We start from the raw sequence: 25,087 nt of genomic DNA on the forward strand, positions 1-25,087 counted from the left end.
TGTCGAGGCCCCGGGTGTACAGTCGGCGAATGGCTGGACTGGTTCCTTATCTCTTCTTTCCGGGCACGGCAACAGAGGCGCTGACGTTCTACCACGGCGTCTTCGGCGGTGACCTCGCGCTGCACACGTACGCCGACTTCGGCCGCACCGATGGCCCGGCGAACGCCGTTGCCCACGGCATCCTTTCGGGGGATGTCAACCTCTTCGGTGCCGACGCCGGCCCCGATGAAGATGCTGTTCGCATCGAGGGCGCCGTCTTTTCGCTGCTGGGAACAGCAGACCCCACCACCCTCGCTCGGTGGTTCGCCAAGCTTTCAGATGGTGGGGTCGTGTCAGATCCGCTGCAGGAGCGCCCGTGGGGCGCACACGACGGTCGGGTGACCGATCGATTCGGCATCCGGTGGCTCATCGGCTACGAGTAGCCACCGGGAGCGCCGAGCGGTCAGAGGCCGGCGGTGTCGTCAGTCGAACGTGTGGTCTTGCGGGTGACCTGCTCGCCTGCGGCCGGGTCGACGGCGGTGCGGGTGACGGTGTCAGACTGACGGCGGCGTGCCAGCAGGACGATGCCGATCAGCGCGATGAGCGCGCCCGCGCCCATCAGGATGTAGCCGATCATGTCGAGGTTCGCCCATTCGACCTCGACGTTGACGGCGAAGGCAAGGATCGCTCCGATGACGAAGAGCAGGATGCCAGCTCCGATACTCATGTGCTGTCCTTTCGTGGTGTGGCGTGAGCCACTCGTGATGGGACGTGTTCGTCCACCGGACAACGTTGCCAAGCGCTGTGAGTACGCGCAAGGCGTTGACAACAGGTGCGTGCTCTGTATAGGCGGGACAGTGCCTTTGATGCGACCAGTTGCTTTGTACTGTGGAGACATCCATTCGAAGGGAACCGCCGTGGCTTCTGCCCCTCTCGCCATCTCACCCGAGGTGCGCGCCGCCGTCGACGCCGGACAGCCGGTGCTGGCGCTCGAATCGACGATCTTCACGCACGGCCTGCCCAGGCCGCGCAATCTCGAGGTCGCGACCGAGGCTGAGAACCGTGTGCGTTCGCTGGGGGTGGTTCCGGCCACGATCGGGGTCGTGGATGGTGTACCGACCGTGGGCCTCTCCCCTGCCGAGATCAAGCACCTCTCCACGGCCGACGGGGTGGTCAAGGCGAGCCTGCGCGACCTCGCGGTTGCCGCGGTCAAAGGGCTGAGCGCCGGCACGACCGTCGCCGCGACCGCGTATCTGGCGCATCTGGCCGGCGTCCGGGTGTTCTCCACCGGCGGTCTCGGAGGGGTGCATCGCCGGGCCCAGGAGACCTTCGACGAGTCGGCCGACCTCGGCACACTCGCGACGCTCCCCCTCGTCGTCGTCAGCGCCGGTGTCAAGTCGATCCTCGACATCCCTTTGACGCTCGAACGGCTGGAGTCGCTCAATCTCGCCGTGGTCGGCTATCGGACGACGGACTACCCGGGTTTCTACATCTCGGACTCCGGCTACGACATCGAGTACTCCGTCTCCTCCCCCGACGAAATCGCCCGCGTGTCGAGCGTCCGCGATGGGCTGGGCATTTCGTCGACGCTGCTCGTGGCAAACCCCGTCCCCGAAGACCTCCAGCTCGACACCGAGTTGCACGACGACGTGCTCGCACGGGCGCTCGCCGCGGCCGAGGAGCACGGGGTGTCGGGGCATGACACCACTCCGTTCCTGCTCGACTTCATGCAGCGCGAGACCGGCGGCCGCAGTCTCGACGTCAATGTCGCGGTGTACCGCGGCAACGTCGAACTGGGGGCCCAGATCGCGCTCGCCCTCTCCGCGGTCTCGTCGGCGGTCTGATGCTGACCGTCATCGGCGATCTCGTCGCCGATCTCATCGTCCTGGGCGGCGCACGATTGGAGCGCGGAACCGACAACACCGCCGAAGTGCGCCTCACGCGTGGCGGGAGTGCCGCGAACGTTGCCGTCGCGGCGGCGCCGCAGCATCCGGTGCGATTCATCGGTCGAGTCGGCGACGACACCCTCGGTGAGACGCTCGCGCGTCAACTCGAGAACTCGGGAGTCGAGGTGCGCGTGCAACGCGTGGGACGAACCGGCGCGATCGTGATCCTCGTCGATGACGACGGCGAGCGCACGATGATCACCGACCGCGGCGCCTCTGCCGAGCTGGACACCATCGACGATGACTGGTGGGAAGGCTCCGACTGGGTGCATCTGCCGCTCTACGGCTTCGCGGCGCCCACGACACGGGCGGCTCTGCTGGACATGTGCGCGAGAGTGGGAGGTCGGGGCATCCCGATCAGTCTCGATTTGTCGAGTACCGCGACGATGCGTGATCTCGGACCCGACCTTCTCGCTGAGATGCTCGACGCGATCGGCCCGTCCGTGACCTTCGCGAACGCAGACGAGGCTGCGCTCGCAGACGAATGGATGCTGCGTCCCTCGGGAGTCTTCGTCGTCAAGCGGGGCGGCGACCCCGTGCACGTGCGGCACGGCGGGGTGACCGCCGAGGTCGCGGTCGAGCGCGTCGATGATGTGCTGGATTCGACGGGTGCCGGCGACGCGTTCGCCGCGGGCTACCTTGTCGCCGTTCTCGCCGGCGCGGATGCCCTCGCGGCCGCCGAAGCGGGCAGCGCCCTCGCGATGGAGGCACTGCGCCGCCCCGGCGCACTTTAGACCGCGCTCAGGCGCTGGCGTCCGATTGAAGGCGCGTCAGCAAGTTCGCGATGTCGTCGATGAAGGCGTTGTAGCCCTCGATCGTCATCTCGACCTGCTCGTCGCTGAAGTCTGCGCGGTCCTGTCGGATCGTCAAGCGTGTGCCGGTGTCGGTTTCTTCGAGGTCGAACAGCACAGGCAGTCCCGCGTCATCGCCGGGCTGATCCGAGAGAGTCATCGCAAGGTGCGAGGGCGGGTCGACGGCGATGTACTCCCCCGACCAGTTGATCCGGTTGCCGTCGGGCAGCAGCATCACCGCGCGGAAGTCACCACCGGGGCGAACATCCATCGTGAGCGAGTCCTGCGGCACCTCGACGGCCGCGGTGCCGAACCAGACGGCGAAGTGCTCGGGGCGCGTAAGCGTCTCGAAGACAAGCGCGCGGGGAGCGGCGAGTTCGCGGGTGATGGTGAAGTACTCAGTCATTTGGTTTCTCCTGCGGTGGATGGGGTGTTCGTGGTGAGTTGTTGCAGTGCATTCAGGTAGCTGTCGAGGGCGTCCATATTCGCTTCCCAGAAGCGGGCGTAGTCGCCGATCCATTCGGATGCAGCCGCCAGTGGCCGGGCGTCGAGCCGAGCAGGTCGATACTGCGCATCCTTGCTGCGGCTGATCAAACCCGCGCCCTCGAGGACGCGCAGGTGTTTCGAGATGGCGGCCAGGGTCATCTCGAACGGCTCAGCGAGCTCGTTGACGGTCGCCTCTCCCCCGGCGAGGCGGGCCAGGAGTGCGCGACGCGTGGGGTCGGACAGTGCCGAAAAGGTCAGGCTGAGTTGATCGGTCGCCATCGCGTCTCCCTTCGTGTTCAACTGATTAGTAAAATACCAGATGGTTGAATACCTGTCCAGTGTCCGACCCGGCCGCTACCGTTATCGGCATGCCACGAGTGATCTACAACACCGCCACTACCCTCGACGGCTTCCTTGCGGACGAGCACGATTCATTGGATTGGCTCTTCGTCGTCGAACGAGGTGACGGCGCCGCAGAATTCGACGTCTTCCTCGAAGGAGTGGGGGTGATCGTCCAAGGCTCCACCACATACGAGTGGGTGCTCGAGCACGAAGACCTCGTGACACACCCCGAGAAGTGGCCGGGTTTCTACGGCTCACGCCCGACCTACGTCTTCACCACGCGAGAGCTCCCATCCGTCCCCGGCGCAGACGTGCGATTCGTCAGCGGCACCCCCCAGAAGCACTGGGACGAGATCATGGCCGCCGCCGGTGATCGCGACGTGTGGGTCGTCGGTGGCGGCGATCTCGCCGGCCAGTTCGCCGATGCCGGACTGCTGGACGAACTCCGCGTCTCTGTCGCGCCGGCGACGCTGGGTTCGGGCCGGTCTCTTCTGCCCCGCGTGCTCGGTGCAGATCGCCTGCGCCTGCAATCCGTGCGTCAGAACGCGCAGTTCGCCGAACTCGTCTACGCGGTCAGCCGACCGTGATCCACTCCGGATGCTTCGGCTCGCGGTTGTCGCCCGATGAGGTGCCGGTCAGGCGGCGCCGTACCCAAGGCCCGACGTACTCGCGGTAGTACGCCGCTCCGCGCGGAGAAATGAGCGGTAGCTGAGGGAGCGACCACCAGTCGGCGGGCGGCTCGATCCCCGCCGCGGTGAGCACACGCGCAGCCACGCGGTGGTGACCGCGGGAATTCATGTGGAGGCGGTCCTGAGACCAGTAGGGCGGTGTCGAGAGCTCTCGATCGGGCCAGTTGAATGCCCGCATGATGTCGGGCCGGTCTTCAATCCTCTTGCTGACCGCTGCAGTGAGGATGTCGCCGCGCCGCTGGAAAACCGGTCCGAGCGGGAGTTGACCCGACGGGTTCGCTCCCGACAGCAGGATCAGCTGCACGCCTTCTTCGTCGCACCGCCGCATGACGTGCGTGAACGCGTCCACGATGCGCGACACGCTCGAGCGCGGGCGCAACATGTCGTTTCCGCCACCGTTGAATGACAGGTGCGTCGGCTTCAGCGCGAGGGCCGGCTCGAGTTGCTGTTCGACGATCGGCCAGACGAGCTTGCCCCGGATGGCGAGGTTCGCGTACTCGATGGGCTGTGCCGAAGCATCCGCCCATCCCTGCGCGACAAGATCAGCCCACCCGCGGACGCGACCATCAGGAAGGTCATCTCCCACCCCCTCGGTGAAGGAGTCTCCGATAGCGACGAAACGAATGGATGCCACGTCCCCAGCCTACGGCGCGCTCAGCGGTCGTCGAGAGCCTCGCCTTTGCGGTCCACGAGCCCCCAGGCGGCGATCGCGGCGATCGCGAAGAACACCGCGAAGACCACGAAGAGCATCGGCGCTCCGCCCGCCACGAGCACCACCGGCACGGTCAGCGGTGCGACGATCGAGGCGATCCGCCCGACGCCGGCAGCCCAGCCTGATCCGGTCGCGCGCAGAGAGGTCGGGTACAGCTCGGGAGTGACGGCGTACAGCGCGCCCCATGCGCCGAGGTTGAAGAACGACAGCGCCATGCCGGCGGCGATCACCGCACTCTCGGTCGTGGCGGTGCCGAAGAAGATTGCTGCGATCGCGGATCCCACCAGAAAGACCGAGAGCGTCAGGCGGCGCCCCCACACCTCGATGAGCCAGGCCGCGACCGCATAGCCCGGGAGCTGAGCGAGCGTGATGATGAGCGTGAAGCCGAAGGACCGCACGAGGTCATAGCCCTGCGAGACGAGGATCGAGGGAATCCAGATGAAGGCGCCGTAGTACGAGAAATTGACGCAGAACCACACCAGCCAGAGGCTCGCCGTGCGGATGCGGAACTCTGTAGACCAGAGCGCGGCGAGTCGCGCGCGGGCGGACGCGGCTTTCGCGGGCGGCGGCGACGGCGTGGTGTGTGTCGGAGAGGTGACCCCCGCCGACTGCTCGAACGAGACGACGATGGCCTCGGCCTGAGCGCTCTTGCCCTGGCGTTCGAGCCAGCGCGGTGACTCGGGCAACCCCCAACGCACGATCAGGGCGTACAGCGCCGGAATCGCGCCGATCGCGAATGCCCACCGCCATCCGTTGTCGGAGCCGGGAATCACGAAGAAGCCGATGAGCGCTGCGGCCGTCCAGCCCACGGCCCAGAACGCCTCCAGAATCACGATCAGGCGTCCGCGTATGCGCGCGGGCGCGAACTCGCTGACATACGTCGAGGCGACCGGCAGCTCCGCACCGAGACCCAGCCCCACCAGGAAGCGCAGGATGAGCAGCGCAGTCAGTCCGCCGACGAGGGCGCTGGCTCCCGTCGCGAGGCCGTAGATCAGCAGCGTCGCCGCGAAGACCTGGCGCCTCCCCAGCCGATCGGCCAGCAGTCCGCCCACAGTGGCGCCGATGGCCATACCGACGAACCCGATGGCGGCGATCCACGCTGTTTCGGTGGGCTCAAGACTCCACTGCACCGCGAGCGCGGCGATGATGAAGGAGATCAGCCCGACGTCCATCGCGTCCAACGCCCAGCCGAGTCCCGAGCCGGTGAGCACCTTGAGGTGTCGCCGGGTGAAGGGCAGTGCGTCGAGGCGCTCGGAGAGAGTGGATGCCTGAACGGTCTCGGCGTCGGTCATAGCGACATCGTACGGATGCCGTCGCCGGCCCGTGAGCTACGCGAGCATGTCGCGGACGAGTGGGGCGACTTTCGTGCCGTACAACTCGATGGACCGCATCATGTGCTCGTGCGAGAGCGTTCCGGTCGAGAACTTCATGTCGAAGCGCTGAGCCCCGAGCGTGCGGACCGTGTCGGCGATCTTGCGCGCCACCGTTTCGGGTGACCCGGCGTAGATGGCGCCCTCAGGCCCCACGTCGTGCTGGAAGCGCAGGCGGTTGTACGGAGGCCAGCCACGCTCGCGCCCGATCGTGTTGTTGAGCGCTTCGAAACCGTCGTAGGCCTCGTCCCACGCCTGCTGGTCGGTCTCGGCGATGTGACCCGGCGAGTGGATGCCCACCGGCAGTGTCTCGCGTCCAAACGAGTCCAGCGAGCGGTGATACAGATCGACGAACGGGCGAAAGCGGTGTGACGGTCCCCCGATGATCGCCAGCATCAGCCCGTACCCGTAGCGTGCGGTGCGAACGACGGACTCGGGGCTGCCACCGACGCCGACCCACGCCTTCAGCCCCGATTCGGTCTTCGGGTAGACATCGGCGTTCTCGAGCGATGCCCGGGTGGTGCCCTGCCAGGTGACCGGCTTCTCGGTGATCAACTGGGAGAAGAGATCGAGTTTCTCCTCGAACAGCACCTCGTAGTCGCGCAGGTCGTATCCGAACAGCGGAAAAGACTCGATGAACGAACCCCGCCCGAGGATGACCTCGGCGCGCCCGTTGCTCACGGCATCCAAGGTCGCGAACTTCTCGTATACGCGCACGGGGTCATCGCTGGAGAGCACGGTGACCGCGGTCCCGAGATGGATCTGCTTCGTGACGGATGCAGCGGCCGCCAGCACGATCTCCGGGCTCGAGATCGCGAACTCGTGACGGTGGTGCTCCCCCACGCCGAAGAACGACAGGCCGACCTCGTCGGCGAGTACCGCCTGTGCGATCACATTGCGGATGGTCTCGGCATCCGACAGAAGCTGTCCGTCCACCCCGCGGGTGACGTCACCGAAAGTGTCGAGGCCGAGTTCGATTTCATTCATGTGAATGTGAACCTCCCCCGGCCTCGTCCCATTCCCGGTCAGGAAGCCAACGCCGCCTTCAGGGTGTCGAGCCCGACACCGCCGATGTCGAGTGCGCGCTTGTGGAAGGCCTTGATGTCGAAGTCGGCGCCCTCGCGAGCCTTGACGTCATCGCGCAGCTGTTCCCAGATGCGCTGACCCACCTTGTAGGACGGCGCCTGTCCGGGCCAGCCGAGGTAGCGGTTCACCTCGAACTGAACGAACTCGTCCGACATGTTGACGTTGTGGCGCATGAAGTCGAGGGCGTAGTCGTGGTCCCACGTACCCTCGCCGTCCAGTCGCGGCTTCTCGAGGTGCACACCGATGTCGAGCACCACACGAGCGGCACGCATGCGCTGTCCGTCGAGCATCCCGAGCCGGTCTGCCGGGTCATCCAGGTAGCCGAGCTGCTCCATCAGACGCTCCGCGTAGAGCGCCCACCCCTCGGCATGGCCCGACGTTCCGCCGAGCAGACGACGCCAGGAATTCAGCTGTGCGCGGTTGTACACGGCCTGCGCGATCTGCAGGTGGTGCCCGGGAATTCCCTCGTGGTACACGGTCGTGAGCTCGCGCCACGTATCGAAGGTCTCGACGCCCTCGGGCACTGACCACCACATCCGGCCCGGACGCGAGAAGTCATCGGTAGGGCCGGTGTAGTAGATCCCGCCTTCTTTCGTCGGCGCGATCATGCACTCCAGCCGGCGGATCGGTTCCGCGATGTCGAAGTGACTGCGACCGAGCTCTTCGACCGCGCGGTCACTGGTCTCCTGCATCCACCGCTGCAGCGCTTCGGTGCCGACCAGCTTGCGTGATGCGTCTGCTTCGAGAAACTCGACCGCCTCTTCGACGCTCGCGCCGGCCTTGATCTCGTTCGCGATCGAGGTCTGCTCCGCAACCATGCGTGCGAGCTCTTCGCGGCCCCACTCGTAGGTCTCGTCGAGGTCGATCGTCGCGCCGAGGAACCTGCGGGAGTGCAGGGCATAGAGCTCGCGTCCGACAGCATCCTTCTCGGGAGCAGCGGGTGCGAGCTCTGTCGCGAGGAACTGGGCCAGCTCGTCGTAGGCCACGCGGGCGGCGTTCGAGTTATCGGCGAGATCACGCGCGATCGAGGCGGGCAATTGACCCTCACGGGGGGCAGCATCACCGGCGAACGTCGCGAAGAAACCGTCCTTTGCGGTGTAACGGGCGATTTGGGTAACCGTTTCGGTCACCTGTCGCCGTGCCGGAACAACGCCTTCGGCGATGCCTTCGCGGAGTGTCTCGATGTACGCGCTGATCGCGCCGGGAACAGCGCTCAAACGCGTCGAGATGACCGACCAGTCGTCGACGCTGGCGGTGGGCATGAGGTCGAAGACGGCACGAATGTTCTGCACCGGCGATGCAATCACATTGAGGTCGCGCAGGTGTGCCTTCGCGTCGTAGAGATCCAGCTCCAGGCGGAGGTCCCGAGAGAGATCCTCTTTCGTCACTGCGTCGATGGCGTCGACGGGGGTCGCTGCGTCGAGCGCGGTGAGGACAGTGCGCGCCTCGTCGGCGAGACGCTCCTGCCCTGCGGGTGAATAGTCGCCGAAGCGATCGTTGTACTCGAATCGACCGATGTAGGTCGCGAGCGAGGGTTCGAGTTCGGCGAGGGTGTCCACCCATGCGTCAGCGATCGTGTCGATCGGCGTGGGGGTGCGCGGTGCATCAGTCATGCCTTCGAGCCTAGGCATCCGCGTTCGCGCCGTCCAACCGCGCGGGCGTGAACCCGCGTGAGCTCAATGGCCCGCGATGTTCCAGTCCGAGCCCCGGCCGATCTGCACGTCGAGCGGAACCGTGAGGTCAGCCGCGTCGCCCATCCGCTCGCGAACGATCTTCTCGGCAGCATCCCACTCCCCCGGCGCGATCTCGACGACGAGCTCATCGTGGATCTGCATGAGCACCCGTGAGCGCAGGTTCTCGGCCGCGAAGTCGTGGTGGATGTGGAACAGGGCGATCTTCATGATGTCGGCGGCGCTGCCCTGAATCGGCGCGTTGAGTGCGGCGCGCTCGGCGTTCTCGCGCAGAACGCGGTTCGGGCTCGTCAGGTCAGGGAAGGGTCGACGGCGGCCGAAGATCGTCTCGGTGTAGCCGTCGATGCGCGCTTGCTCGACCGACGAGCGCAGATAGTCGCGCACGGCACCGAATCGCGCGAAGTACTCCATCATGAGCTGCTTGGCCTCGGACTGCTCGATACGCAATTGCTTGGACAAACCGAACGCCGAGAGTCCGTAGACCAGCCCGTATGACATCGCCTTGACCTTCGTACGCATCGCCGGGGTGACCTCGGAAGGATCGACAGCGAAGACCCGTGCGCCGACGAATCGGTGGAGGTCCTCGCCCGAGTTGAACGCCTCGACGAGACCGGGGTCGGCCGAAAGATGCGCCATGATGCGCATCTCGATCTGGGAGTAGTCGGCGGTCAGCAGGGTCTCATAGCCGTCCCCCACCTCGAACGCTTCGCGGATGCGCTTGCTCTCGTCGGTGCGCACCGGGATGTTCTGCAGGTTGGGGTCTGTGCTCGAGAGCCTGCCCGTCTGGCTGCCGGTCTGCACATATGTCGTGTGCACGCGCCCGTCCGGACCGATGGCGGTGTCGAGCGACTCGATGATCTGCCGGAGCTTGGTGGCTTCGCGGTGTTGCAGCAACTGGTCGAGGAAAGGGTGCGGGTTGCTCTCTTGAAGATCGGCGAGCACCGCGGCGTCGGTGGAGTAGCCCGTCTTGGTCTTGCGGGTCTTCGGGAGGAGAAGTTCTTCGAACAGCACCTCTTGCAGCTGCTTGGGCGACCCCAGGTTCACCTCTCGACCGATGGTCGCGTACGCGTCCTGCGCGATCGCGTCGGCGCGCTCCGCGAGTTCGGACGAGAAGCCCGACAGTTTGGCGTGCGACACCGCGACGCCGGCGAGCTCCATATCGGCGAGTGCCTGCAGCGTAGGGAGCTCGATGTCGTGGAGGACGGATGCCACGCTCGGAGCGAGCTCTTCGCGCACTTTGGCGGCCACCCGCAGCGTGTACCAGGACAACTGCCCGGGCGTTGCGCCTTCGGTCTCGGGCACGAGCTGGGTGGGATCTGCCTCGGGCAGCTTCTCGTCCAGATAGCGATCGACGAGGTGTGCGAGCGTCTTGTCGGGGAAGCTCGGGCGCATCAACCATCCGGCGACGATGATGTCGAAAGTCAACCCGCCGAGTACGACTCCCGCGCGGCGAAGAGCCTTCACCTGCGACTTCGCGTCGCTGAACACCTTGGGCGCGTCCGATGACAACCAGGGGGTGAGGGATGCTGCCACCTCGGCGTTCCAGGTCGCTTCGGCGGAAGCATCCGCCGTAGAAAAACCGACGCGGTGCGGAAGACCGCCGTCGACTGTTACGGTGACCGCCACTTCGCCGGAGGCCTCGTCGAGCCATGCGGCGAGGTCGGACGGCGACGGCTCGACAGCCACGGGAGCGAGCATCGCAGCGGCTGAAGTGACGGCCGCCATCTGCTGCTCAATGCCGGCGAGCTCGGCTACCCGCGGAATCAGTGACTTGAACTCCAGCCGAGCGAAGATGTCGCGTACGGCCTGTGCGTCCATGGGTTGCACTTCGAGGTCGGTAACCGTCACCGGCAGTTCGACGTCGGTCAACAGCCGGTTGAGCGTGCGGTTGCGGCGCACGGCGTCGATGTGCTCGCGCAGATTGTTGCCCACGACACCCGTGACGCCGTCCGCACCGTCCAACAGCGCGTCGAGCGAGCCAAACTGCGTCAGCCACTTGACCGCCGTCTTCTCGCCGACCTTAGGCACACCGGGAAGATTGTCGCTCGTTTCGCCGACGAGTGCCGCGATGTCGGGATACTGCTCGGGCCGCACGCCGTAACGTTCGATCACGGCATCTGTGTCGTACCGCTTGAGCTGGGAGACGCCCTGGACGTTGGGGTAGAGCAGCGTGACGTCGTCGGTGACGAGCTGAATCGTGTCACGGTCGCCTGAGCAGACCAGAACGTTGTAACCCTGCGCGGCGCCCTGTGTAGCGAGCGTGGCGAGGATGTCGTCGGCTTCGAAATCGGGCTTCTGCAAGACCTGAATACTCATCGCGGCCAGGCAGTCCTGAAGAAGCGGGATCTGACCCTTGAACTCGGACGGAGTCTCGGAACGGTTTGCCTTGTAATCGGAATACTCGCGCGTGCGGAAAGACTCACGCGAGGTGTCGAATGCGACCGCCAAGTGCGTGGGCTTCTCGGCCTTGATGAGGTTGATCAGCATCGCGAGAAACCCGTAAATGCCGTTCGTGTGCTGGCCGTCTTTCGTCGTGAAGTTGTCGACGGGGAGGGCGAAGAAGGCCCGGTACGCCAGCGAATGGCCGTCGACGACGAGAAGGGTAGGCTTTGCGGAGTCCGTCACTCTGACACTCTAGTCAGCGCATCCGACACCCCGCGCCGCGCCATCGAAGGAGCCCCTCATGAGTGATCTTCCTCCCGCCGACGTCAACGGAATGGAGTGGGCGGCGCGGCGCGGATTGGGTGCTCTCGCCGACAAGATGGGCATAGAGTTCGTCGAATTCACGGTGGATCGCTGCGTCGCGACCATGCCCGTAGAGGGCAACACTCAGCCCGTGGGGCTCATGCACGGTGGCGCTTATGTCGTTCTCGGTGAATCACTCGGGTCGATGGCTGCGAACCTGCACGCGGGGCACGGCCGTTTGGCCGTCGGAGTTGATATCAATGCCACGCACACGCGTTCGGCGACGTCGGGCATCGTCACCGGCGTGTGCACGCCGGTGCACCTCGGCCGAAGCGTCGCCGTTCACGAAATCGCAGTGAGCGACGAAGAGGGCCGCAGGCTCTCGACGATCCGGATCACGAACATGATCCGCGATCTATAGGCGTTACGCCTTCTTCGGAGCCAGCTGCTCGATGATGGCCTTGGCCACATCCTGCATGGTCAGGCGGCGATCCATGGATGCCTTCTGGATCCAGCGGAACGCCTCGGGCTCGGTGAGACCCATCTTCTCGTTGAGCAGACCCTTGGCACGGTCGACGAGCTTGCGCGTCTCGAAGCGCTCCACCATGTCGGCGACCTCGGCCTCGAGCGTGATGATCTGCTCGTAGCGAGCCAGGGCGATCTCGATCGCCGGCAGCAGGTCGTTCGGGGTGAAGGGCTTCACGACGTACGCGAGGGCCCCCGCTTCGCTCGCCCGCTCGACGAGCTCCTTCTGGCTGAATGCCGTCAGCAGCACAACCGGAGCGATGTGGTTCTTGCTCAGCTTCTCGGCTGCGGAGATGCCATCGAGCTGCGGCATCTTGACGTCCATGATGACGAGGTCGGGGCGAAGCTCGGTCGCCAGTTGCACGGCGGTCTCGCCGTCACCGGCCTCTCCGACAACATCGAAGCCGTTGTCACGGAGGATCTCGACGATGTCGAGGCGGATGAGCGACTCATCCTCCGCGACAACGACGCGTCGGGGGGCGTTGGTCGTTGCCTCTGCGGGCTGGTCGAACTCAGTCACAGGAGCAATCCTACGGTATGGTCGATTCTCGGACGTGCGGATGGCCTGCACGCGCCGGTGTGGCGGAATGGCAGACGCGACCGACTCAAACTCGGTTGCCCGAAAGGGCGTGTGGGTTCGACTCCCACCACCGGTACAGACTCGCCTCGGGCTCAGGCGCCGAAGTATTGGTTGCCGAGAGCCTTGCTCTTGAGAGCGTCGAACTCTCCCTGAGTGATCGTGCCCGCCGCGAGGAGCGCAGCAGCCTGGGCGATGTCGTCGGTGGGATTGGCTGACGCGCGTGGGTGGTAGCTGTCCTGTTCGGCGACGACGCCCGAGCGGACGGCCGAACGCTCCGCCATTCCCTTGCCTCGCGCGATGACGTACACGAGCGAAGTGACGAACGGCACGAACACAAGGAAAACGATCCAGACGGCCTTCAGACCGCCACTGAGATCGTGATCGCGGAAGATGTCGATCACGACGTAGATGAGCACGCACAGGTAGGCGACGAAGAAGAAGCTCCACAGGGAGAACCACAGCAGATCCCAGATCACAATGACGGCTCCTTCTCAGATACACGACAACGGTCGCGTTCAGCATAGTGAGCGCGACCGTTGCAGCGTGTTGATTCAGTCGCTGGTCTTGTAGATCGGTGCCTTGCCGTGCACGGCGTCACCGATCTTGTGGATGCGGATGTCGTTGGTGGAGCCGATGATTCCGGGAGGGGATCCCGAAATGACGACGACCTTGTCTCCGACCTTTGCGAGATCGTTGGACAGGAAGTAGTCATCCACCTGGATGAACATCCGGTCGGTGTGTGCGACATGCTCGACAAGCGTGGACTGCACGCCCCACGTGAGCGCCATGCGGCGACGGATGGCCGGCTCGGTGGCGAAGCCGATCATGGGGATCTTCGGGCGCAGGCGCGACATGCGACGCGCGGTGTCGCCCGACTCGGTGAAGACACAGAGGTACTTCGCCTCGACGAAGTCGGCGACCTCCATGGCGGCCAGTGTGATCGCACCACCCTGCGTACGGGGCTTGTTGGTCAGCGGAGCGATGCGCTCGAGGCCGTGGTCTTCGGTTGAGGCCACAATGCGAGCCATGGTTTCGACGACACCGACGGGATACTTGCCGACGCTGGTCTCGCCCGAGAGCATCACCGCGTCGGCACCATCCAGCACGGCGTTGGCGACGTCACTGGTTTCGGCACGCGTGGGGACCGGGTTGTCGATCATCGACTCGAGCATCTGGGTGGCGACGATGACGGGCTTCGCCATCCGGCGGCACAGCTCGACAGCGCGCTTCTGCACGATCGGAACAGCCTCGAGCGGAAGCTCGACACCGAGGTCGCCACGGGCGACCATGATGCCGTCGAAGGCGTCGATGATCTCTTCGAGGTTCTCGACAGCCTGGGGCTTCTCGATCTTTGCAATAACCGGAACGCGACGTCCCTCTTCGGCCATGATCACGTGGACACGCTGGACGTCTTTCGCGCTGCGGACGAACGACAGGGCGACGATGTCGCAGCCCGCCTGGAGTCCCCATCGCAGGTCGGCCTCATCCTTCTCGGAGAGGGCAGGAACGTTCACGGCCACACCCGGGAGGTTGATGCCCTTGTTGTTCGAAACCGCACCGGCCACGATCACCTTCGTGGTGACGACCGATCCTTCGACCTCGGTGACCTCGACGCGCACCTTGCCGTCGTCGATGAGGAGGAAGTCGCCCGGCGTGACGTCAGCGGGCAGGCCGTTGAACGTCGTCGAGACGATCTCTTTCGTGCCGAGGATGTCGTCGGTGGTGATCTTGAAGATGTCGCCCTCAGCGAGGTCGTGGGGGCCGTTCTCGAACTTGCCGAGGCGGATCTTCGGTCCTTGCAGATCGACCAGCACGGCGACCGCGCGGCCGGCGTCGTCTGCCGCCTTGCGGACGTTTGCGAAGTTGTTCTCGTGGACCGAGTAGTCCCCGTGACTCAGATTGAGTCGGGCGACGTCCACACCGGCGTCGATGATGGCGCGAACCATTTCGTACGTCGATGTGGCGGGACCCAGTGTTGCAACGATCTTGGCGCGTCTCATCCGTGAACTCTCCGGTGGGGTAGGTGGCAGAAAGGCCGTGGCCAGACTACGCGTGCTGGAGACCGATGGCGACATCGGTCGGGCGGACGGGCGAAGGCAATTCGGTCTCACCCATGAGATAGGCATCCACGCTCGCGGCCGCTGCGCGACCCTCGGCGATGGCCCAGACGATCAGCGACTGTCCGCGTCCAGCGTCGCCCGCGACGAAAGTGCCCGATGCCGTGGTGAGGTACTGGTCGTCGCGGCCTACGTTGCCGCGCTCCGTGAACTGAGCGCCGAGCTGGTCTTCGAGGTCCGCGCGCTCGGGACCGGTGAAGCCCATCGCGATGAGCACGAGGTCGGCAGGGATGTCGCGCTCGGTGCCGCTCTTGGGCACACGACGTCCATCGACGAACTCGGTCTCTGCGACCCGCAACGCGCGGACTTCGCCCACATCGTTGCCGAGGAACTCGACGGTCGACGCCAGATAGGCGCGCTCGCCGCCCTCTTCGTGCGCCGAGGACACCTCGAAAAGCGTCGGGGCCATGGGCCACGGCTGCGTTTCGGGTCGATCGCCCGGGGGCTGCTTGCCGATGGCGAGATTGGTAACGCTGAGCGCGCCCTGGCGGTGCGCGGTACCGATGCAGTCGGCGCCGGTGTCACCGCCGCCGATGACGACCACGTGCTTGCCTGCTGCGGAGATCTGGTGTGGGACCGAATCGCCAGCTGTCGCCTTGTTGGATTCGACGAGGTACTCCATCGCGAAGTGCACCCCGGCGAGATCGCGGCCCGGAATCGGCAGCTCCCTCGGGATGGTTGCGCCCGTGGCGATCACGACCGCGTCGTAGCGCGCACGCAGGTCGCTCCAGGTGATGTCCGTACCGATGGCGACCCCCGCGCGGAAGCGGGTGCCCTCGTCCTGCATCTGGCGAAGGCGCGACTCGAGGTGCTTCTTCTCCATCTTGAAGTCGGGGATTCCGTACCGCAGGAGCCCGCCGATGCGGTCGTCTCGTTCATACACCGCGACCGTGTGGCCGGCGCGTGTGAGCTGCTGAGCGGCAGCGAGGCCCGCAGGGCCCGAGCCCACGACTGCCACGGTTTTGCCGGTGAGGCGTCCCGGCGGCTCGGGTTCGACCCAGCCTTTGCCGAACGCCTCGTCGATGATGGAGACCTCGATCTGCTTGATCGTCACGGCAGGCTGGTTGATGCCGAGCACGCACGAGCTTTCGCACGGCGCAGGGCACAGTCGACCGGTGAACTCCGGGAAGTTGTTCGTCGCGTGGAGTCGCTCGATCGCGGCGCGTCCTTCGCCGCGCCAGGTGAGGTCGTTCCACTCCGGGATCAAGTTGCCGAGCGGACACCCCTGGTGACAGAAGGGAACACCGCAGTCCATGCAGCGCCCGGCCTGTCGTCGGAGCGTCGCAGAGTCGCCCTGCTCATAGACCTCTTTCCAGTCCATGATGCGCACCGGTACGGGGCGCCGAGGCGGCAACTCGCGTTCGGTTACCTTGAGAAAGCCCTTCGGGTCAGCCACCCGTCACCTCCAGGATGCGGTTCCAGACGACATCGCCGTCGGGGTCCAGCCCCTCGGCCACGGCATCTTGTCGGGTTTGCAGCACGGCTGCGTAGTCACGCGGGAGAACGCGCACGAAGTTCTCGACCTCGGAATCGAAGGAATCGAGAAGGGATGCTGCGAGCAGCGAGTCCGTCTCGGCAACGTGCTGGGTCAGCAGATCGCGGAGGATCTCGGCGTCGCCCGAGCCGAGGGGGCCCAGTTCGAGCTCACCGGCGGCGATCGCCTCGCGGTTGACCAACGCAGTGTCGAGTTTGTAGATGTAGGCAGTTCCGCCCGACATTCCCGCGCCGAGGTTGCGGCCCGTGGCGCCGAGGATCACGGCAAGACCTCCGGTCATGTACTCGAGCGCGTGGTCGCCCACTCCTTCGACCACCGCGGTCGCACCGGAGTTGCGCACGAAGAACCGCTCCCCCACGACACCGCTCAGGAACATCGTTCCCTGCGTCGCGCCGTAGCCGATCACGTTTCCTGCGATGACGTTCTTCGACGCATCGAAACTTGCTCCGCGCGGCGGGCGGATCACGATCTGCCCGCCGGACAGACCCTTGCCGACGTAGTCGTTCGAGTCGCCCTCGAGGCGCAGGGTGATTCCTGCCGGCATGAACGCGCCGAAGGATTGGCCGGCCGAGCCCGTGAGATTGATCTCGATCGACCCCGACGGCAGCCCGTTCTCGCCATGCGCCCGTGTCACATGGTGACCCAGCAGGGTGCCGACGGCGCGCTCGGTGTTGCGGATCGGAAGATCGATCTCGATGTGTCCGCCGTCCACGAGCACGCCACCAGCGCGTTCGATCACGGCGACATCGAAGTGCTTGTCGAGTTCGTGGTCCTGCGCGCGGGTGTTCCTTCGCGACTGGTCTTCGCCGAAGTCGGGACCGGCGAGAATCGGCGCGAGGTCCATTCCACCGGCCTTCCAGTGCTGAACGGCACCGTCGACGTCGAGAAGCTCGTGGTGGCCGATGATCTCATCCAGACTGCGGAATCCGAGCGCAGCGAGGTGCTCACGGACCTCTTCGGCGATGAATTCCATGAAGTTCACGACGAACTCGGGCTTGCCGGCGAACCGCTCGCGCAGGACGGGGTTCTGGGTCGCGACACCCACCGGGCAGGTGTCGAGATGGCAGACGCGCATCATGATGCAACCGGAGACAACGAGCGGCGCGGTCGCAAAGCCGAACTCCTCGGCCCCGAGCAGGGCACCGATGATGACATCGCGGCCCGTCTTGAGCTGCCCGTCGACCTGCACGACCACGCGGTCGCGCATGTTGTTGAGCATGAGGGTCTGCTGCGTCTCTGCCAGCCCCAGCTCCCACGGGGTTCCCGCGTGCTTGAGCGAGTTCATCGGGCTCGCACCGGTACCGCCGTCGTGCCCGGAGACGAGGATGACGTCGGCAAGAGCCTTCGCGGTGCCCGCAGCGACCGCGCCGATGCCCGATTGGCTCACGAGTTTCACATGCACCCGAGCGAGCGGGTTGGCGCGCTTCAGGTCGAAGATCAGCTGCTTGAGGTCTTCGATCGAGTAGATGTCGTGGTGCGGCGGCGGAGAGATGAGGCCGACACCGGCCGTACCGCCGCGCGTGCGCGCGATCCACGGGTACACCTTCGTGGGCGGCAACTGGCCGCCCTCCCCCGGCTTCGCACCCTGGGCGAGCTTGATCTGGATGTCTTCTGCCTGCGTGAGGTAGAGGCTCGTCACGCCGAACCGGCCCGACGCGACCTGCTTGATCGCGCTGCGGCGCTCGGGGTCGAGCAGGCGGTCGACGTCTTCGCCGCCTTCGCCGGTGTTGGACTTGCCGCCGATGCGGTTCATCGCGATGGCAAGCGTCTCGTGTGCCTCTTTCGAGATGGAGCCGTAGCTCATCGCGCCCGTGGAGAACCGCTTGACGATGGCCGATACGGGCTCGACATCGTCGATGGGGATCGAGGGCCGGCCCTCGGTGCGCAGGCGGAACAGGCCTCGCAGCGTCTTGAGTTCCTGCGCCTGATCGTCGACGAGCTTGGTGTACTCGCGGAAGATGTCGTACCGACGGGTGCGCGTCGAGTGCTGGAGTCGGAAGACCGTGTCGGGGTTGAAGAGATGCGGCGATCCGTCACGGCGCCACTGGTACTCGCCGCCGGTCCACAACCGCTCGTGCGCACGGACTGCGGCATCCTGCGGATAGGCGTACGTGTGGCGGTGTGCATTCTCGGTCGCGATGACGTCGAGGCCGATGCCACCGAGCTTGGACTCGGTGCCGGTGAAGTACGTCTCGATGAACTCTTCGGAGAGCCCGACCGCTTCGAACACCTGGGCGCCCGCGTAGGAGGACACCGTCGAGATGCCCATCTTCGACATGATCTTCAGCACTCCCTTGCCGAGCGCGTAGATCAGGTTGCGGACGGCCTTCTCGGGCGTGATGCGGGTGATGTACCCCGCGCGGACGAGGTACTCGACGGTCTCCATCGCAAGGTACGGGTTCACCGCCGATGCGCCGTAGCCGATGAGGGTCGCGACGTGGTGGACTTCGCGGACGTCACCGGCTTCGACCACGAGCCCCACGCGCATGCGTGTCTCGTTGCGGATGAGGTGGTGGTGCACCGCCGCGAGCATGAGCAGCGACGGGATGGGAGCGAGGTCCTTGTTCGAGTCTCGGTCGGAGAGCACGATGAACTCCGCACCGTCCTCGATCGCCTGGTCGACCTCTTTGCACATCTGCGCGAGGCGCTTCTGCATACCCTTCGCGCCGGACTCGACGCGGTAGAGCCCACGAATCGTGACCGAGGAGCGACCGGGCAGAGCACTGTGAACGTGCTGGATCTTCGCGAGTTCGTCGTTGTCGATGACGGGAAAGTCCAGGGTGATGCTTCGCGCGTGGTCGGGGCCCCACTCGAGCAGGTTCTTCTCCGGGCCGAGTCCCAGGGCGAGCGACGTCACCACTTCTTCGCGGATCGAGTCCAACGGAGGGTTCGTCACCTGTGCGAACTGCTGCGTGAAGTAGTCGAAGAGCAGGCGCGGACGGTCGCTGAGGACTGCCACCGGCGTGTCGGAGCCCATCGCGCCCAACGGCTCGGCTCCGGTCTGCCCCATCGGGGTCAGCAGAACCCTGACCTCTTCTTCGGTGTACCCGAACGTGCGCTGACGGCGGGTGATCGAGGCGATCGGGTGCACGATGTGCTCGCGCTCGGGCAGGTCTGCGAGGCGAACCCGCCCTGCGTCCAACCACTCCTGCCAGGGTTCGAGAGCTGCGAGCTCGGCCTTGATCTCGTCGTCTTCGATGATCCGGCGCTGAGCGGTGTCGACGAGGAACATGCGACCGGGGCGCAGCCGCCCGCGCCGCTTGATGCGCTCGGGCGCGAAGTCGAGGACGCCGGTCTCACTGCCGATGACGATGAGTCCATCGGTGGTTTCGGTCCAGCGGCCGGGACGCAGGCCGTTGCGGTCCAGGGTCGCTCCGACAAGCGTTCCGTCCGTGAAGATGAGCGCGGCCGGGCCGTCCCAGGGCTCCATCTGCATCGAGTGATAGTCGTAGAAGGCACGCAGCTGCGGGTCGATCTGAGCCTGCTTCTCATACGCTTCGGGCACCATCATCATGATGGCGTGCGGCAGGCTACGGCCCGTGAGAGTCAGAAGCTCCAGAACCTCATCGAACGACGCAGAGTCGCTCGCGCCCTCCGTGCAGATCGGCAGGAGCGGACGGATGTCGCCCAGCAGTTCGGACTCGAGCTGCGACTGGCGCGCTCGCATCCAATTGCGGTTGCCGCCGACGGTGTTGATCTCGCCGTTGTGCGCGAGCATGCGCAACGGCTGGGCGAGTGGCCACGAGGGGAACGTGTTCGTGGAATAGCGAGAGTGCACGACAGCGAGCTCTGAAGCGAAGCGCTCATCCGACAGGTCGGGATAGAACGGCTCGAGCTGCAGCGTCGTGACCATGCCTTTGTAGCCGAGCGTCCGGCACGACAGCGAGACGAAGTACGCGCCGAGTTCCGTGCGTGAACGCTTGCGAATACGGAAGGTGCGCCGGTCGAGTGCGATCCCGGACAGCGCGTCGGGGTGCGAGATGAAGATCTGCTCGAAGACCGGACGCGCGTTGAACGCCAGCTTGCCGAGGTGCTCTTCGTCGGTCGGCACGGTGCGCCAGCCGAGAACGGTGAGACCTTCGGATGCCGCGATCCGCTCGATGCCCTCTTTTTGAGCCGCTCGTTCCTCGTCGTCACGCGGCAGGAAGATCATGCCCGCGGCGTACTCACCGACGGGAGGGAGCTCGAAGCCGACGACAGCGCGGAGGAATGCATCCGGCATCTGCGTCAGGATGCCTGCACCGTCGCCGGTACCTGCGTCACTGCCGATCGCGCCGCGGTGTTCGAGATTGCGCAGCGCTGTCAGCGCCAGTTCGATGATGTCGTGGCCGGCTTCGCCGCGCAGGGTCGTCACCATGGCCAAGCCACAGGCGTCCTTCTCGAAAGCGGGGTTGTACATGCCCTGCTTGACCGGGAACGAGGTCATCGAAGCCATACCTACCGTCCTCACATTGATGCTAAAGGTGGGACGACGTCGGCCCGTGCTCGCGAATGCGTGCGCTACTTCGTGGCGACAGTGCTTGTGGCGGTGCCTTCTGAGACTTCATCTGTGGGCGGTTCACTCACATCGACGTAGTCGTTCTGCGATTGTACCGTGCCATCTGACTTCGGCTCACGACCCGGCATATACGGCGAAGGCTCGATGCCCGGGTGGCGACGCTTCTGGACGAAGAACAGCACGAGTCCGATGACGACGCCGAAGATCGCGGCCCACACGTTGGTGCGGATGCCGAAGAAGATCTCGCTCGGATCGATGCGAATCGACTCCCACACGATGCGACCTGCGCTGTACCACATGAGGTAGACGGCGAACAGACGACCCCACTGGAGGTGGAAGCGGCGGCCGATGTAGAGCAAGACGAGCACGCCGAGGACGTTCCAGATGACTTCGTAGAGGAAGGTGGGATGGAAGAGCGTGCCTTCGGGAAGGCCCGCCGGGAACGCAGGGTTGTCGGAATCGATCTCGAGCCCCCAGGGCAGATCGGTCGGCAGGCCGAAGAGTTCCTGGTTGAACCAGTTGCCGAAACGCCCGAACGCCTGAGCAAGCAGCAGGCCAGGGGCGAGGGCATCGGCGAAGCTCCAGAACCGGATGCCGGTCCACTTGCAGCCGAGCCACGCGCCGATCGCACCGCCGATCAACGCTCCGTAGATCGCGATGCCACCATTCCAGATGGCGAAGACCTCCCAGAAATTGGTGCCCGGACCGAAGTAGAAGGTGGGGTGAGTGACCACGTGATAGATCCGCGCACCGATGATTCCGAGCGGAATGGCGATCAGCACGATGTCGATCACGACCCACGGTTCGGCGCCCCGCTTGGTCAGACGGTGGTTCGTCAGCAGCACCGCGGCGATGATTCCGGTGATGATGCATAGGGCGTAGAAGTGGATGAAGAACGGCCCGAGTTGAACGCCCGAGATCTCGGGGCTCGGAATGCTGGTGGCGACGCCCTGCGTAAGAAGGCTGGCGGCGGTGATCATGGGGAACGTGTCCTTGCTGGAGGGAGGGGCGGTGAGAGCCGCTGGAGGAAGTCTAGTTCGCCGGGCTCTGGGTGCCTGCGGTGAGTGCGCGAGTGGTCTCCGCCAGTCCAGAGAGGCCGCCGTCTCGCAATGCGCGGACGAGCGCGGTGCCGACGATCGCTCCGTCGGCATACTCGAGCACGCTCGTGACCTGGTCGGCAGTCGAGATGCCGATGCCGACGCACGCGTGCTCGGCGCCGTGCTCGCGCAAACGCGCGACGAGTGTGCGGGCGGCAGCATCCAACTCCGCACGTTCGCCGGTGATGCCCATCGTTGAGACCGTGTAGACGAAACCCGTCGAGTTCGCGACGATCATCGCCAGTCGCTCGTCGGTCGATGTGGGTGCCGCGAGGAACACGCGGTCGAGACCGGTGCGCTCGCTGGCAGAGATCCACTCGGATGCTGCGTCCGGCGTGATGTCGGGAGTGATCAGGCCCGCGCCGCCGGCGGCGAGCAGGTCATCGGCGTAGCGGTCGACGCCGTACTGGAGCACGGGGTTCCAGTAAGTCATGACGAGGATCGGGACGTCGACCCGCTCGGCGATCGCACGCACGGCGGTGAAGGTGTCGCGCAGGCGGAAGCCACCGGCGAGAGCGTGCTGGGTGGCTTCTTGGATGACCGTCCCGTCCATCACCGGGTCGGAGTACGGCGGGCCGAGCTCGAGGATGTCGGCGCCGCTCTCGGCGAGCACCACCGCGGCGTCGATGCTTGCCTGCAGGTCGGGGAAGCCGAGGGGCAGATAGCCCACGAACGCTCCCCTGCCCTCGGCCTTGGCGGCGGCAATCGCTGCGGCTACGCGCGAGGTCATGCGTTCGCTCCGTCGTAGAGGTCGAAGTAGCGTGCGGCGGTGTCCATGTCTTTGTCGCCGCGCCCAGAAAGGCAGATGGCGAGCACCGCATCGGGTCCCATCTCGCGTCCCAGGCGGAGCGCGCCCGCGAGGGCGTGCGCTGTCTCGATCGCGGGAATGATCCCTTCGGTCTGCGAGAGCAGTCGCAATGCCTGCATCGCCTCGTCATCGGTCGCGGGAATGTACTCCGCACGGCCGATCGCTGCGAGCCACGAGTGCTCGGGGCCCACCCCGGGGTAATCGAGGCCTGCCGAGATCGAGTGCGATTCCGTCGTCTGGCCGTCCTCATCCTGAAGGACGAAGGTCTTCGCGCCGTGCAGCACTCCGACTCGTCCGCGTTCGATGGATGCGGCGTGCCGATCGGTGTCGACGCCGTCGCCGGCCGCCTCCACGCCGTAGAGCTTCACGTCCGCGTCGTCCAAGAACGCGTCGAACATGCCGATCGCGTTCGAGCCGCCGCCGACGCAGGCGATGACGGCGTCGGGAAGGCGGCCGACCTCTTCGAGCAGTTGCGCCCGAGCCTCGTCGCCGATGACCTTCTGGAAGTCGCGGACCATCGCCGGGAACGGGTGCGGACCCGCGGCGGTGCCGAAGATGTAGTTGGTGTTCTCGACTGAGGCAACCCAGTCGCGGTACGCGTCGTTGATGGCGTCCTTGAGCGTGCGCGAGCCGGTCTTCACGGCGACGACCTCGGCACCGAGCAGTCGCATGCGGGCGACGTTCAACGCCTGACGCTCGGTGTCGACCTCGCCCATGTAGATCGTGCAGTCGAAACCGAACAGCGCAGCGGCAGTCGCGGTGGCGACGCCGTGCTGACCGGCCCCGGTTTCGGCGATCACACGGGTCTTACCCAGTCGCTGGGTGAGCAGCGCCTGCCCGAGGACGTTGTTGATCTTGTGCGAACCGGTGTGGTTGAGGTCTTCACGCTTGAGGAAGACCCGCGCGCCACCGGCGTGCTCGGCGAACCGCGGAACTTCGGTGATGATCGACGGTCGTCCGGCGTAGGTGCGCAAGAGGCGCACGAACTCGCTGTGAAAAGCAGGATCTGCCTTCGCCGCTTCGTACTCCGCCGTGAGTTCATCAATCGCGGCAATGAGTGACTCGGGCATGTATCGTCCGCCGAAATCGCCGAAATATGGTCCGGATGCTTCGCGCAGACTCATAACGAGTCCCTTCGGTCGTTCGCCGTGGCGCCGGCGGCGAGGAAGGCGGAAAGCGTCGTGATCGGGTCATTCGTCACGAGCGCTTCTCCCACCAGCACGACATCGGCGCCAGCGGCGCGGTAGTGGGCGACGTCGTCGGGGACGAGGACGGCGGATTCGGCGATGCGCACAGCGCTCGCGGGGATTCGGCCGGCGAGTTTGCCGAACAGGTCGCGGTCCAGCGCGAACGACGAAAGGTCGCGGGCGTTGATGCCGATCAGGTCGGCACCGAGGTCTACGGCGGTGTCGACCTCCGAGGCGGAGTGCGCCTCGACGAGCGGGGTCATTCCGAGATCGAGAATCAGCGAGTGCAGGCGCGTCAGGACGGGTTGTGCGAGCGCCGCCACGATCAGCAACACGAGGTCGGCGCCGGCGGCGCGCGCTTCGAGAACCTGGTACTCCGTGGCGATGAAGTCCTTGCGCAGCACCGGAACACCCACCGCGGCCCGCACTGCTTCGAGGTCGGCGAGGCTGCCTTTGAACTTGCGTCCCTCGGTGAGAACCGAGATCGCGGAGGCACCCCCCTGTTCGTACAGACGCGCCTGGAGGGCAGGGTCGGGGATGGCGGCGAGGTCACCGCGCGACGGACTGGCGCGCTTGACTTCGGCGATGATCTTCACACCGTCGGCGGGTGCGAGTGCAAGGCGGGCGTCGAGAGCAGGAGCGTGAGCGAGAGCGGCGCGCTCTACGTTCGCGAGTGGCCTTTCGGCAGAGCGAGCCTCGGCATCCTGAACCGCGCCGGCCGTCAGGTCGGCGAGCACGTCAATGCGCTTTCGGGGTGTACTTCGTCCCGTTCACGCCATAGCCGCTCTTGGACATGACCCACCCGACGATGAGGCCGACAACGAGCAGACCGGCGGATGCCCAGACCAGAACCGGCAGGTCGAGCCAGTAGAAAAGGGTGCCCAGCGCAACGGCTACGAGCATGATCACGACGGCCGTCCACGCAGCCGGCGAGTGTCCGTGGCCAGGGTCGCCGATGTCGTTGCTCATGGTGCTCCTCCGAGTGTCGCGGGTGTGCCCAGTC

At 65.6% G+C, this 25,087-nt stretch carries 23 protein-coding genes and 1 tRNA gene; 6 read left to right on the top strand and 18 right to left on the bottom strand.

Annotation, left to right across the window (positions count from 1 at the left end; all coding sequences use genetic code 11):
• The first annotated feature begins 29 nt into the window (after positions 1-29).
• Complete coding sequence (locus tag LG299_RS01260) at positions 30-422, top strand: VOC family protein (protein ID WP_404432759.1); 393 nt, start codon at positions 30-32, stop codon at positions 420-422.
• Positions 423-442: 20 nt separating this feature from the next.
• On the opposite strand, the gene LG299_RS01265 is transcribed toward LG299_RS01260, so the two are convergent.
• A complete protein-coding gene (locus tag LG299_RS01265) occupies positions 443-706 on the bottom strand; it encodes a DUF6458 family protein (protein ID WP_404432761.1) in 264 nt (87 codons plus the stop codon).
• Between the two features lie 190 nt (positions 707-896).
• On the opposite strand from LG299_RS01265, the gene LG299_RS01270 reads away from it, so the two are divergent.
• Positions 897-1,823: a pseudouridine-5'-phosphate glycosidase gene (locus LG299_RS01270; RefSeq protein WP_404432763.1), complete on the top strand. Its 927-nt coding sequence runs from the start codon at positions 897-899 to the stop codon at positions 1,821-1,823.
• Positions 1,823-2,659, top strand: coding sequence for a carbohydrate kinase family protein (locus tag LG299_RS01275; protein WP_404432765.1), 837 nt, complete (start codon positions 1,823-1,825; stop codon positions 2,657-2,659). The genes LG299_RS01270 and LG299_RS01275 overlap by 1 nt, the downstream gene beginning before the upstream one ends.
• 7 nt (positions 2,660-2,666) lie before the next feature.
• On the opposite strand, the gene LG299_RS01280 is transcribed toward LG299_RS01275, so the two are convergent.
• Positions 2,667-3,122 carry an SRPBCC domain-containing protein gene (locus LG299_RS01280; protein WP_404432767.1) on the bottom strand — a complete coding sequence of 152 codons (456 nt, stop codon included), beginning with the start codon at positions 3,120-3,122 and terminating at the stop codon, positions 2,667-2,669.
• Positions 3,119-3,481 carry an ArsR/SmtB family transcription factor gene (locus LG299_RS01285; protein WP_404432769.1) on the bottom strand — a complete coding sequence of 121 codons (363 nt, stop codon included), beginning with the start codon at positions 3,479-3,481 and terminating at the stop codon, positions 3,119-3,121. Before LG299_RS01285 ends, LG299_RS01280 begins: the two co-directional genes overlap by 4 nt.
• A gap of 89 nt (positions 3,482-3,570) precedes the next feature.
• Between LG299_RS01285 and LG299_RS01290 the strand changes: the two genes are divergently transcribed.
• Entirely contained in the window at positions 3,571-4,131 is a 561-nt protein-coding gene (locus tag LG299_RS01290; protein WP_404432771.1) for a dihydrofolate reductase family protein, read from the top strand.
• On the opposite strand, the gene LG299_RS01295 is transcribed toward LG299_RS01290, so the two are convergent.
• From LG299_RS01295 to polA, 5 genes are all read right to left on the bottom strand, one after another.
• Positions 4,118-4,867: an SGNH/GDSL hydrolase family protein gene (locus tag LG299_RS01295; protein WP_404432773.1), complete on the bottom strand. Its 750-nt coding sequence runs from the start codon at positions 4,865-4,867 to the stop codon at positions 4,118-4,120. The genes LG299_RS01290 and LG299_RS01295 overlap by 14 nt on opposite strands.
• Positions 4,868-4,887: 20 nt before the next feature.
• Entirely contained in the window at positions 4,888-6,237 is a 1,350-nt protein-coding gene (locus tag LG299_RS01300; protein WP_404432775.1) for an MFS transporter, read from the bottom strand.
• Between the two features lie 36 nt (positions 6,238-6,273).
• On the bottom strand, positions 6,274-7,302 hold the full coding sequence (locus LG299_RS01305; RefSeq protein ID WP_404432777.1) for an LLM class flavin-dependent oxidoreductase: 1,029 nt from the start codon (positions 7,300-7,302) through the stop codon (positions 6,274-6,276).
• A gap of 38 nt (positions 7,303-7,340) precedes the next feature.
• Positions 7,341-9,014 carry a DUF885 domain-containing protein gene (locus LG299_RS01310; protein WP_404432779.1) on the bottom strand — a complete coding sequence of 558 codons (1,674 nt, stop codon included), beginning with the start codon at positions 9,012-9,014 and terminating at the stop codon, positions 7,341-7,343.
• Positions 9,015-9,077: 63 nt separating this feature from the next.
• Complete coding sequence (gene polA / locus LG299_RS01315; protein ID WP_404432781.1) at positions 9,078-11,717, bottom strand: DNA polymerase I; 2,640 nt, start codon at positions 11,715-11,717, stop codon at positions 9,078-9,080.
• Between the two features lie 58 nt (positions 11,718-11,775).
• On the opposite strand from polA, the gene LG299_RS01320 reads away from it, so the two are divergent.
• Complete coding sequence (locus LG299_RS01320; RefSeq protein WP_404432783.1) at positions 11,776-12,198, top strand: hotdog fold thioesterase; 423 nt, start codon at positions 11,776-11,778, stop codon at positions 12,196-12,198.
• Positions 12,199-12,201: 3 nt separating this feature from the next.
• On the opposite strand, the gene LG299_RS01325 is transcribed toward LG299_RS01320, so the two are convergent.
• Complete coding sequence (locus LG299_RS01325) at positions 12,202-12,822, bottom strand: ANTAR domain-containing response regulator (protein ID WP_404432785.1); 621 nt, start codon at positions 12,820-12,822, stop codon at positions 12,202-12,204.
• A 53-nt stretch (positions 12,823-12,875) separates the two neighbouring features.
• On the opposite strand from LG299_RS01325, the gene LG299_RS01330 reads away from it, so the two are divergent.
• Positions 12,876-12,958, top strand: a tRNA-Leu gene (locus LG299_RS01330).
• A 16-nt stretch (positions 12,959-12,974) separates the two neighbouring features.
• On the opposite strand, the gene LG299_RS01335 is transcribed toward LG299_RS01330, so the two are convergent.
• From LG299_RS01335 to LG299_RS01375, 9 genes are all read right to left on the bottom strand, one after another.
• On the bottom strand, positions 12,975-13,358 hold the full coding sequence (locus LG299_RS01335; RefSeq protein ID WP_404432787.1) for a PLDc N-terminal domain-containing protein: 384 nt from the start codon (positions 13,356-13,358) through the stop codon (positions 12,975-12,977).
• Positions 13,359-13,433: 75 nt separating this feature from the next.
• On the bottom strand, positions 13,434-14,882 hold the full coding sequence (gene pyk, locus LG299_RS01340) for a pyruvate kinase (RefSeq protein WP_404432789.1): 1,449 nt from the start codon (positions 14,880-14,882) through the stop codon (positions 13,434-13,436).
• Between the two features lie 46 nt (positions 14,883-14,928).
• Positions 14,929-16,395: a glutamate synthase subunit beta gene (locus LG299_RS01345; RefSeq protein ID WP_404432791.1), complete on the bottom strand. Its 1,467-nt coding sequence runs from the start codon at positions 16,393-16,395 to the stop codon at positions 14,929-14,931.
• Complete coding sequence (gene gltB / locus LG299_RS01350) at positions 16,388-20,929, bottom strand: glutamate synthase large subunit (RefSeq protein ID WP_404432793.1); 4,542 nt, start codon at positions 20,927-20,929, stop codon at positions 16,388-16,390. The genes LG299_RS01345 and gltB overlap by 8 nt, the downstream gene beginning before the upstream one ends.
• Positions 20,930-20,994: 65 nt before the next feature.
• On the bottom strand, positions 20,995-21,972 hold the full coding sequence (gene lgt / locus LG299_RS01355) for a prolipoprotein diacylglyceryl transferase (RefSeq protein WP_404432795.1): 978 nt from the start codon (positions 21,970-21,972) through the stop codon (positions 20,995-20,997).
• Between the two features lie 52 nt (positions 21,973-22,024).
• On the bottom strand, positions 22,025-22,819 hold the full coding sequence (gene trpA, locus LG299_RS01360) for a tryptophan synthase subunit alpha (RefSeq protein WP_404432797.1): 795 nt from the start codon (positions 22,817-22,819) through the stop codon (positions 22,025-22,027).
• Positions 22,816-24,021 carry a tryptophan synthase subunit beta gene (trpB, locus tag LG299_RS01365; protein ID WP_404432799.1) on the bottom strand — a complete coding sequence of 402 codons (1,206 nt, stop codon included), beginning with the start codon at positions 24,019-24,021 and terminating at the stop codon, positions 22,816-22,818. The genes trpA and trpB overlap by 4 nt, the downstream gene beginning before the upstream one ends.
• On the bottom strand, positions 24,018-24,821 hold the full coding sequence (trpC, locus tag LG299_RS01370; protein WP_404432801.1) for an indole-3-glycerol phosphate synthase TrpC: 804 nt from the start codon (positions 24,819-24,821) through the stop codon (positions 24,018-24,020). Before trpC ends, trpB begins: the two co-directional genes overlap by 4 nt.
• Position 24,822: 1 nt before the next feature.
• Positions 24,823-25,053: a DUF6704 family protein gene (locus tag LG299_RS01375; RefSeq protein ID WP_404432803.1), complete on the bottom strand. Its 231-nt coding sequence runs from the start codon at positions 25,051-25,053 to the stop codon at positions 24,823-24,825.
• Positions 25,054-25,087 lie beyond the last annotated feature (34 nt).

It is taken from the genome of Microbacterium lacus, from assembly GCF_044794305.1.
In the GTDB taxonomy this organism is placed as follows: Bacteria; Actinomycetota; Actinomycetes; order Actinomycetales; family Microbacteriaceae; genus Microbacterium; species Microbacterium lacus_B.

What these genes read in the sequence shown, in the direction of transcription:
- LG299_RS01260 (WP_404432759.1), top strand. Translation starts at nt 30, where the DNA reads ATGGCTGGACTGGTTCCTTATCTCTTCTTTCCGGGCACGGCAACAGAG.
- LG299_RS01265 (WP_404432761.1), bottom strand. Translation starts at nt 706, where the DNA reads ATGAGTATCGGAGCTGGCATCCTGCTCTTCGTCATCGGAGCGATCCTT.
- LG299_RS01275 (WP_404432765.1), top strand. Translation starts at nt 1,823, where the DNA reads ATGCTGACCGTCATCGGCGATCTCGTCGCCGATCTCATCGTCCTGGGC.
- LG299_RS01280 (WP_404432767.1), bottom strand. Translation starts at nt 3,122, where the DNA reads ATGACTGAGTACTTCACCATCACCCGCGAACTCGCCGCTCCCCGCGCG.
- LG299_RS01285 (WP_404432769.1), bottom strand. Translation starts at nt 3,481, where the DNA reads ATGGCGACCGATCAACTCAGCCTGACCTTTTCGGCACTGTCCGACCCC.
- LG299_RS01290 (WP_404432771.1), top strand. Translation starts at nt 3,571, where the DNA reads ATGCCACGAGTGATCTACAACACCGCCACTACCCTCGACGGCTTCCTT.
- LG299_RS01300 (WP_404432775.1), bottom strand. Translation starts at nt 6,237, where the DNA reads ATGACCGACGCCGAGACCGTTCAGGCATCCACTCTCTCCGAGCGCCTC.
- LG299_RS01305 (WP_404432777.1), bottom strand. Translation starts at nt 7,302, where the DNA reads ATGAATGAAATCGAACTCGGCCTCGACACTTTCGGTGACGTCACCCGC.
- LG299_RS01310 (WP_404432779.1), bottom strand. Translation starts at nt 9,014, where the DNA reads ATGACTGATGCACCGCGCACCCCCACGCCGATCGACACGATCGCTGAC.
- LG299_RS01320 (WP_404432783.1), top strand. Translation starts at nt 11,776, where the DNA reads ATGAGTGATCTTCCTCCCGCCGACGTCAACGGAATGGAGTGGGCGGCG.
- pyk (WP_404432789.1), bottom strand. Translation starts at nt 14,882, where the DNA reads ATGAGACGCGCCAAGATCGTTGCAACACTGGGTCCCGCCACATCGACG.
- gltB (WP_404432793.1), bottom strand. Translation starts at nt 20,929, where the DNA reads ATGGCTTCGATGACCTCGTTCCCGGTCAAGCAGGGCATGTACAACCCC.
- lgt (WP_404432795.1), bottom strand. Translation starts at nt 21,972, where the DNA reads ATGATCACCGCCGCCAGCCTTCTTACGCAGGGCGTCGCCACCAGCATT.
- trpA (WP_404432797.1), bottom strand. Translation starts at nt 22,819, where the DNA reads ATGACCTCGCGCGTAGCCGCAGCGATTGCCGCCGCCAAGGCCGAGGGC.
- trpB (WP_404432799.1), bottom strand. Translation starts at nt 24,021, where the DNA reads ATGAGTCTGCGCGAAGCATCCGGACCATATTTCGGCGATTTCGGCGGA.
- LG299_RS01375 (WP_404432803.1), bottom strand. Translation starts at nt 25,053, where the DNA reads ATGAGCAACGACATCGGCGACCCTGGCCACGGACACTCGCCGGCTGCG.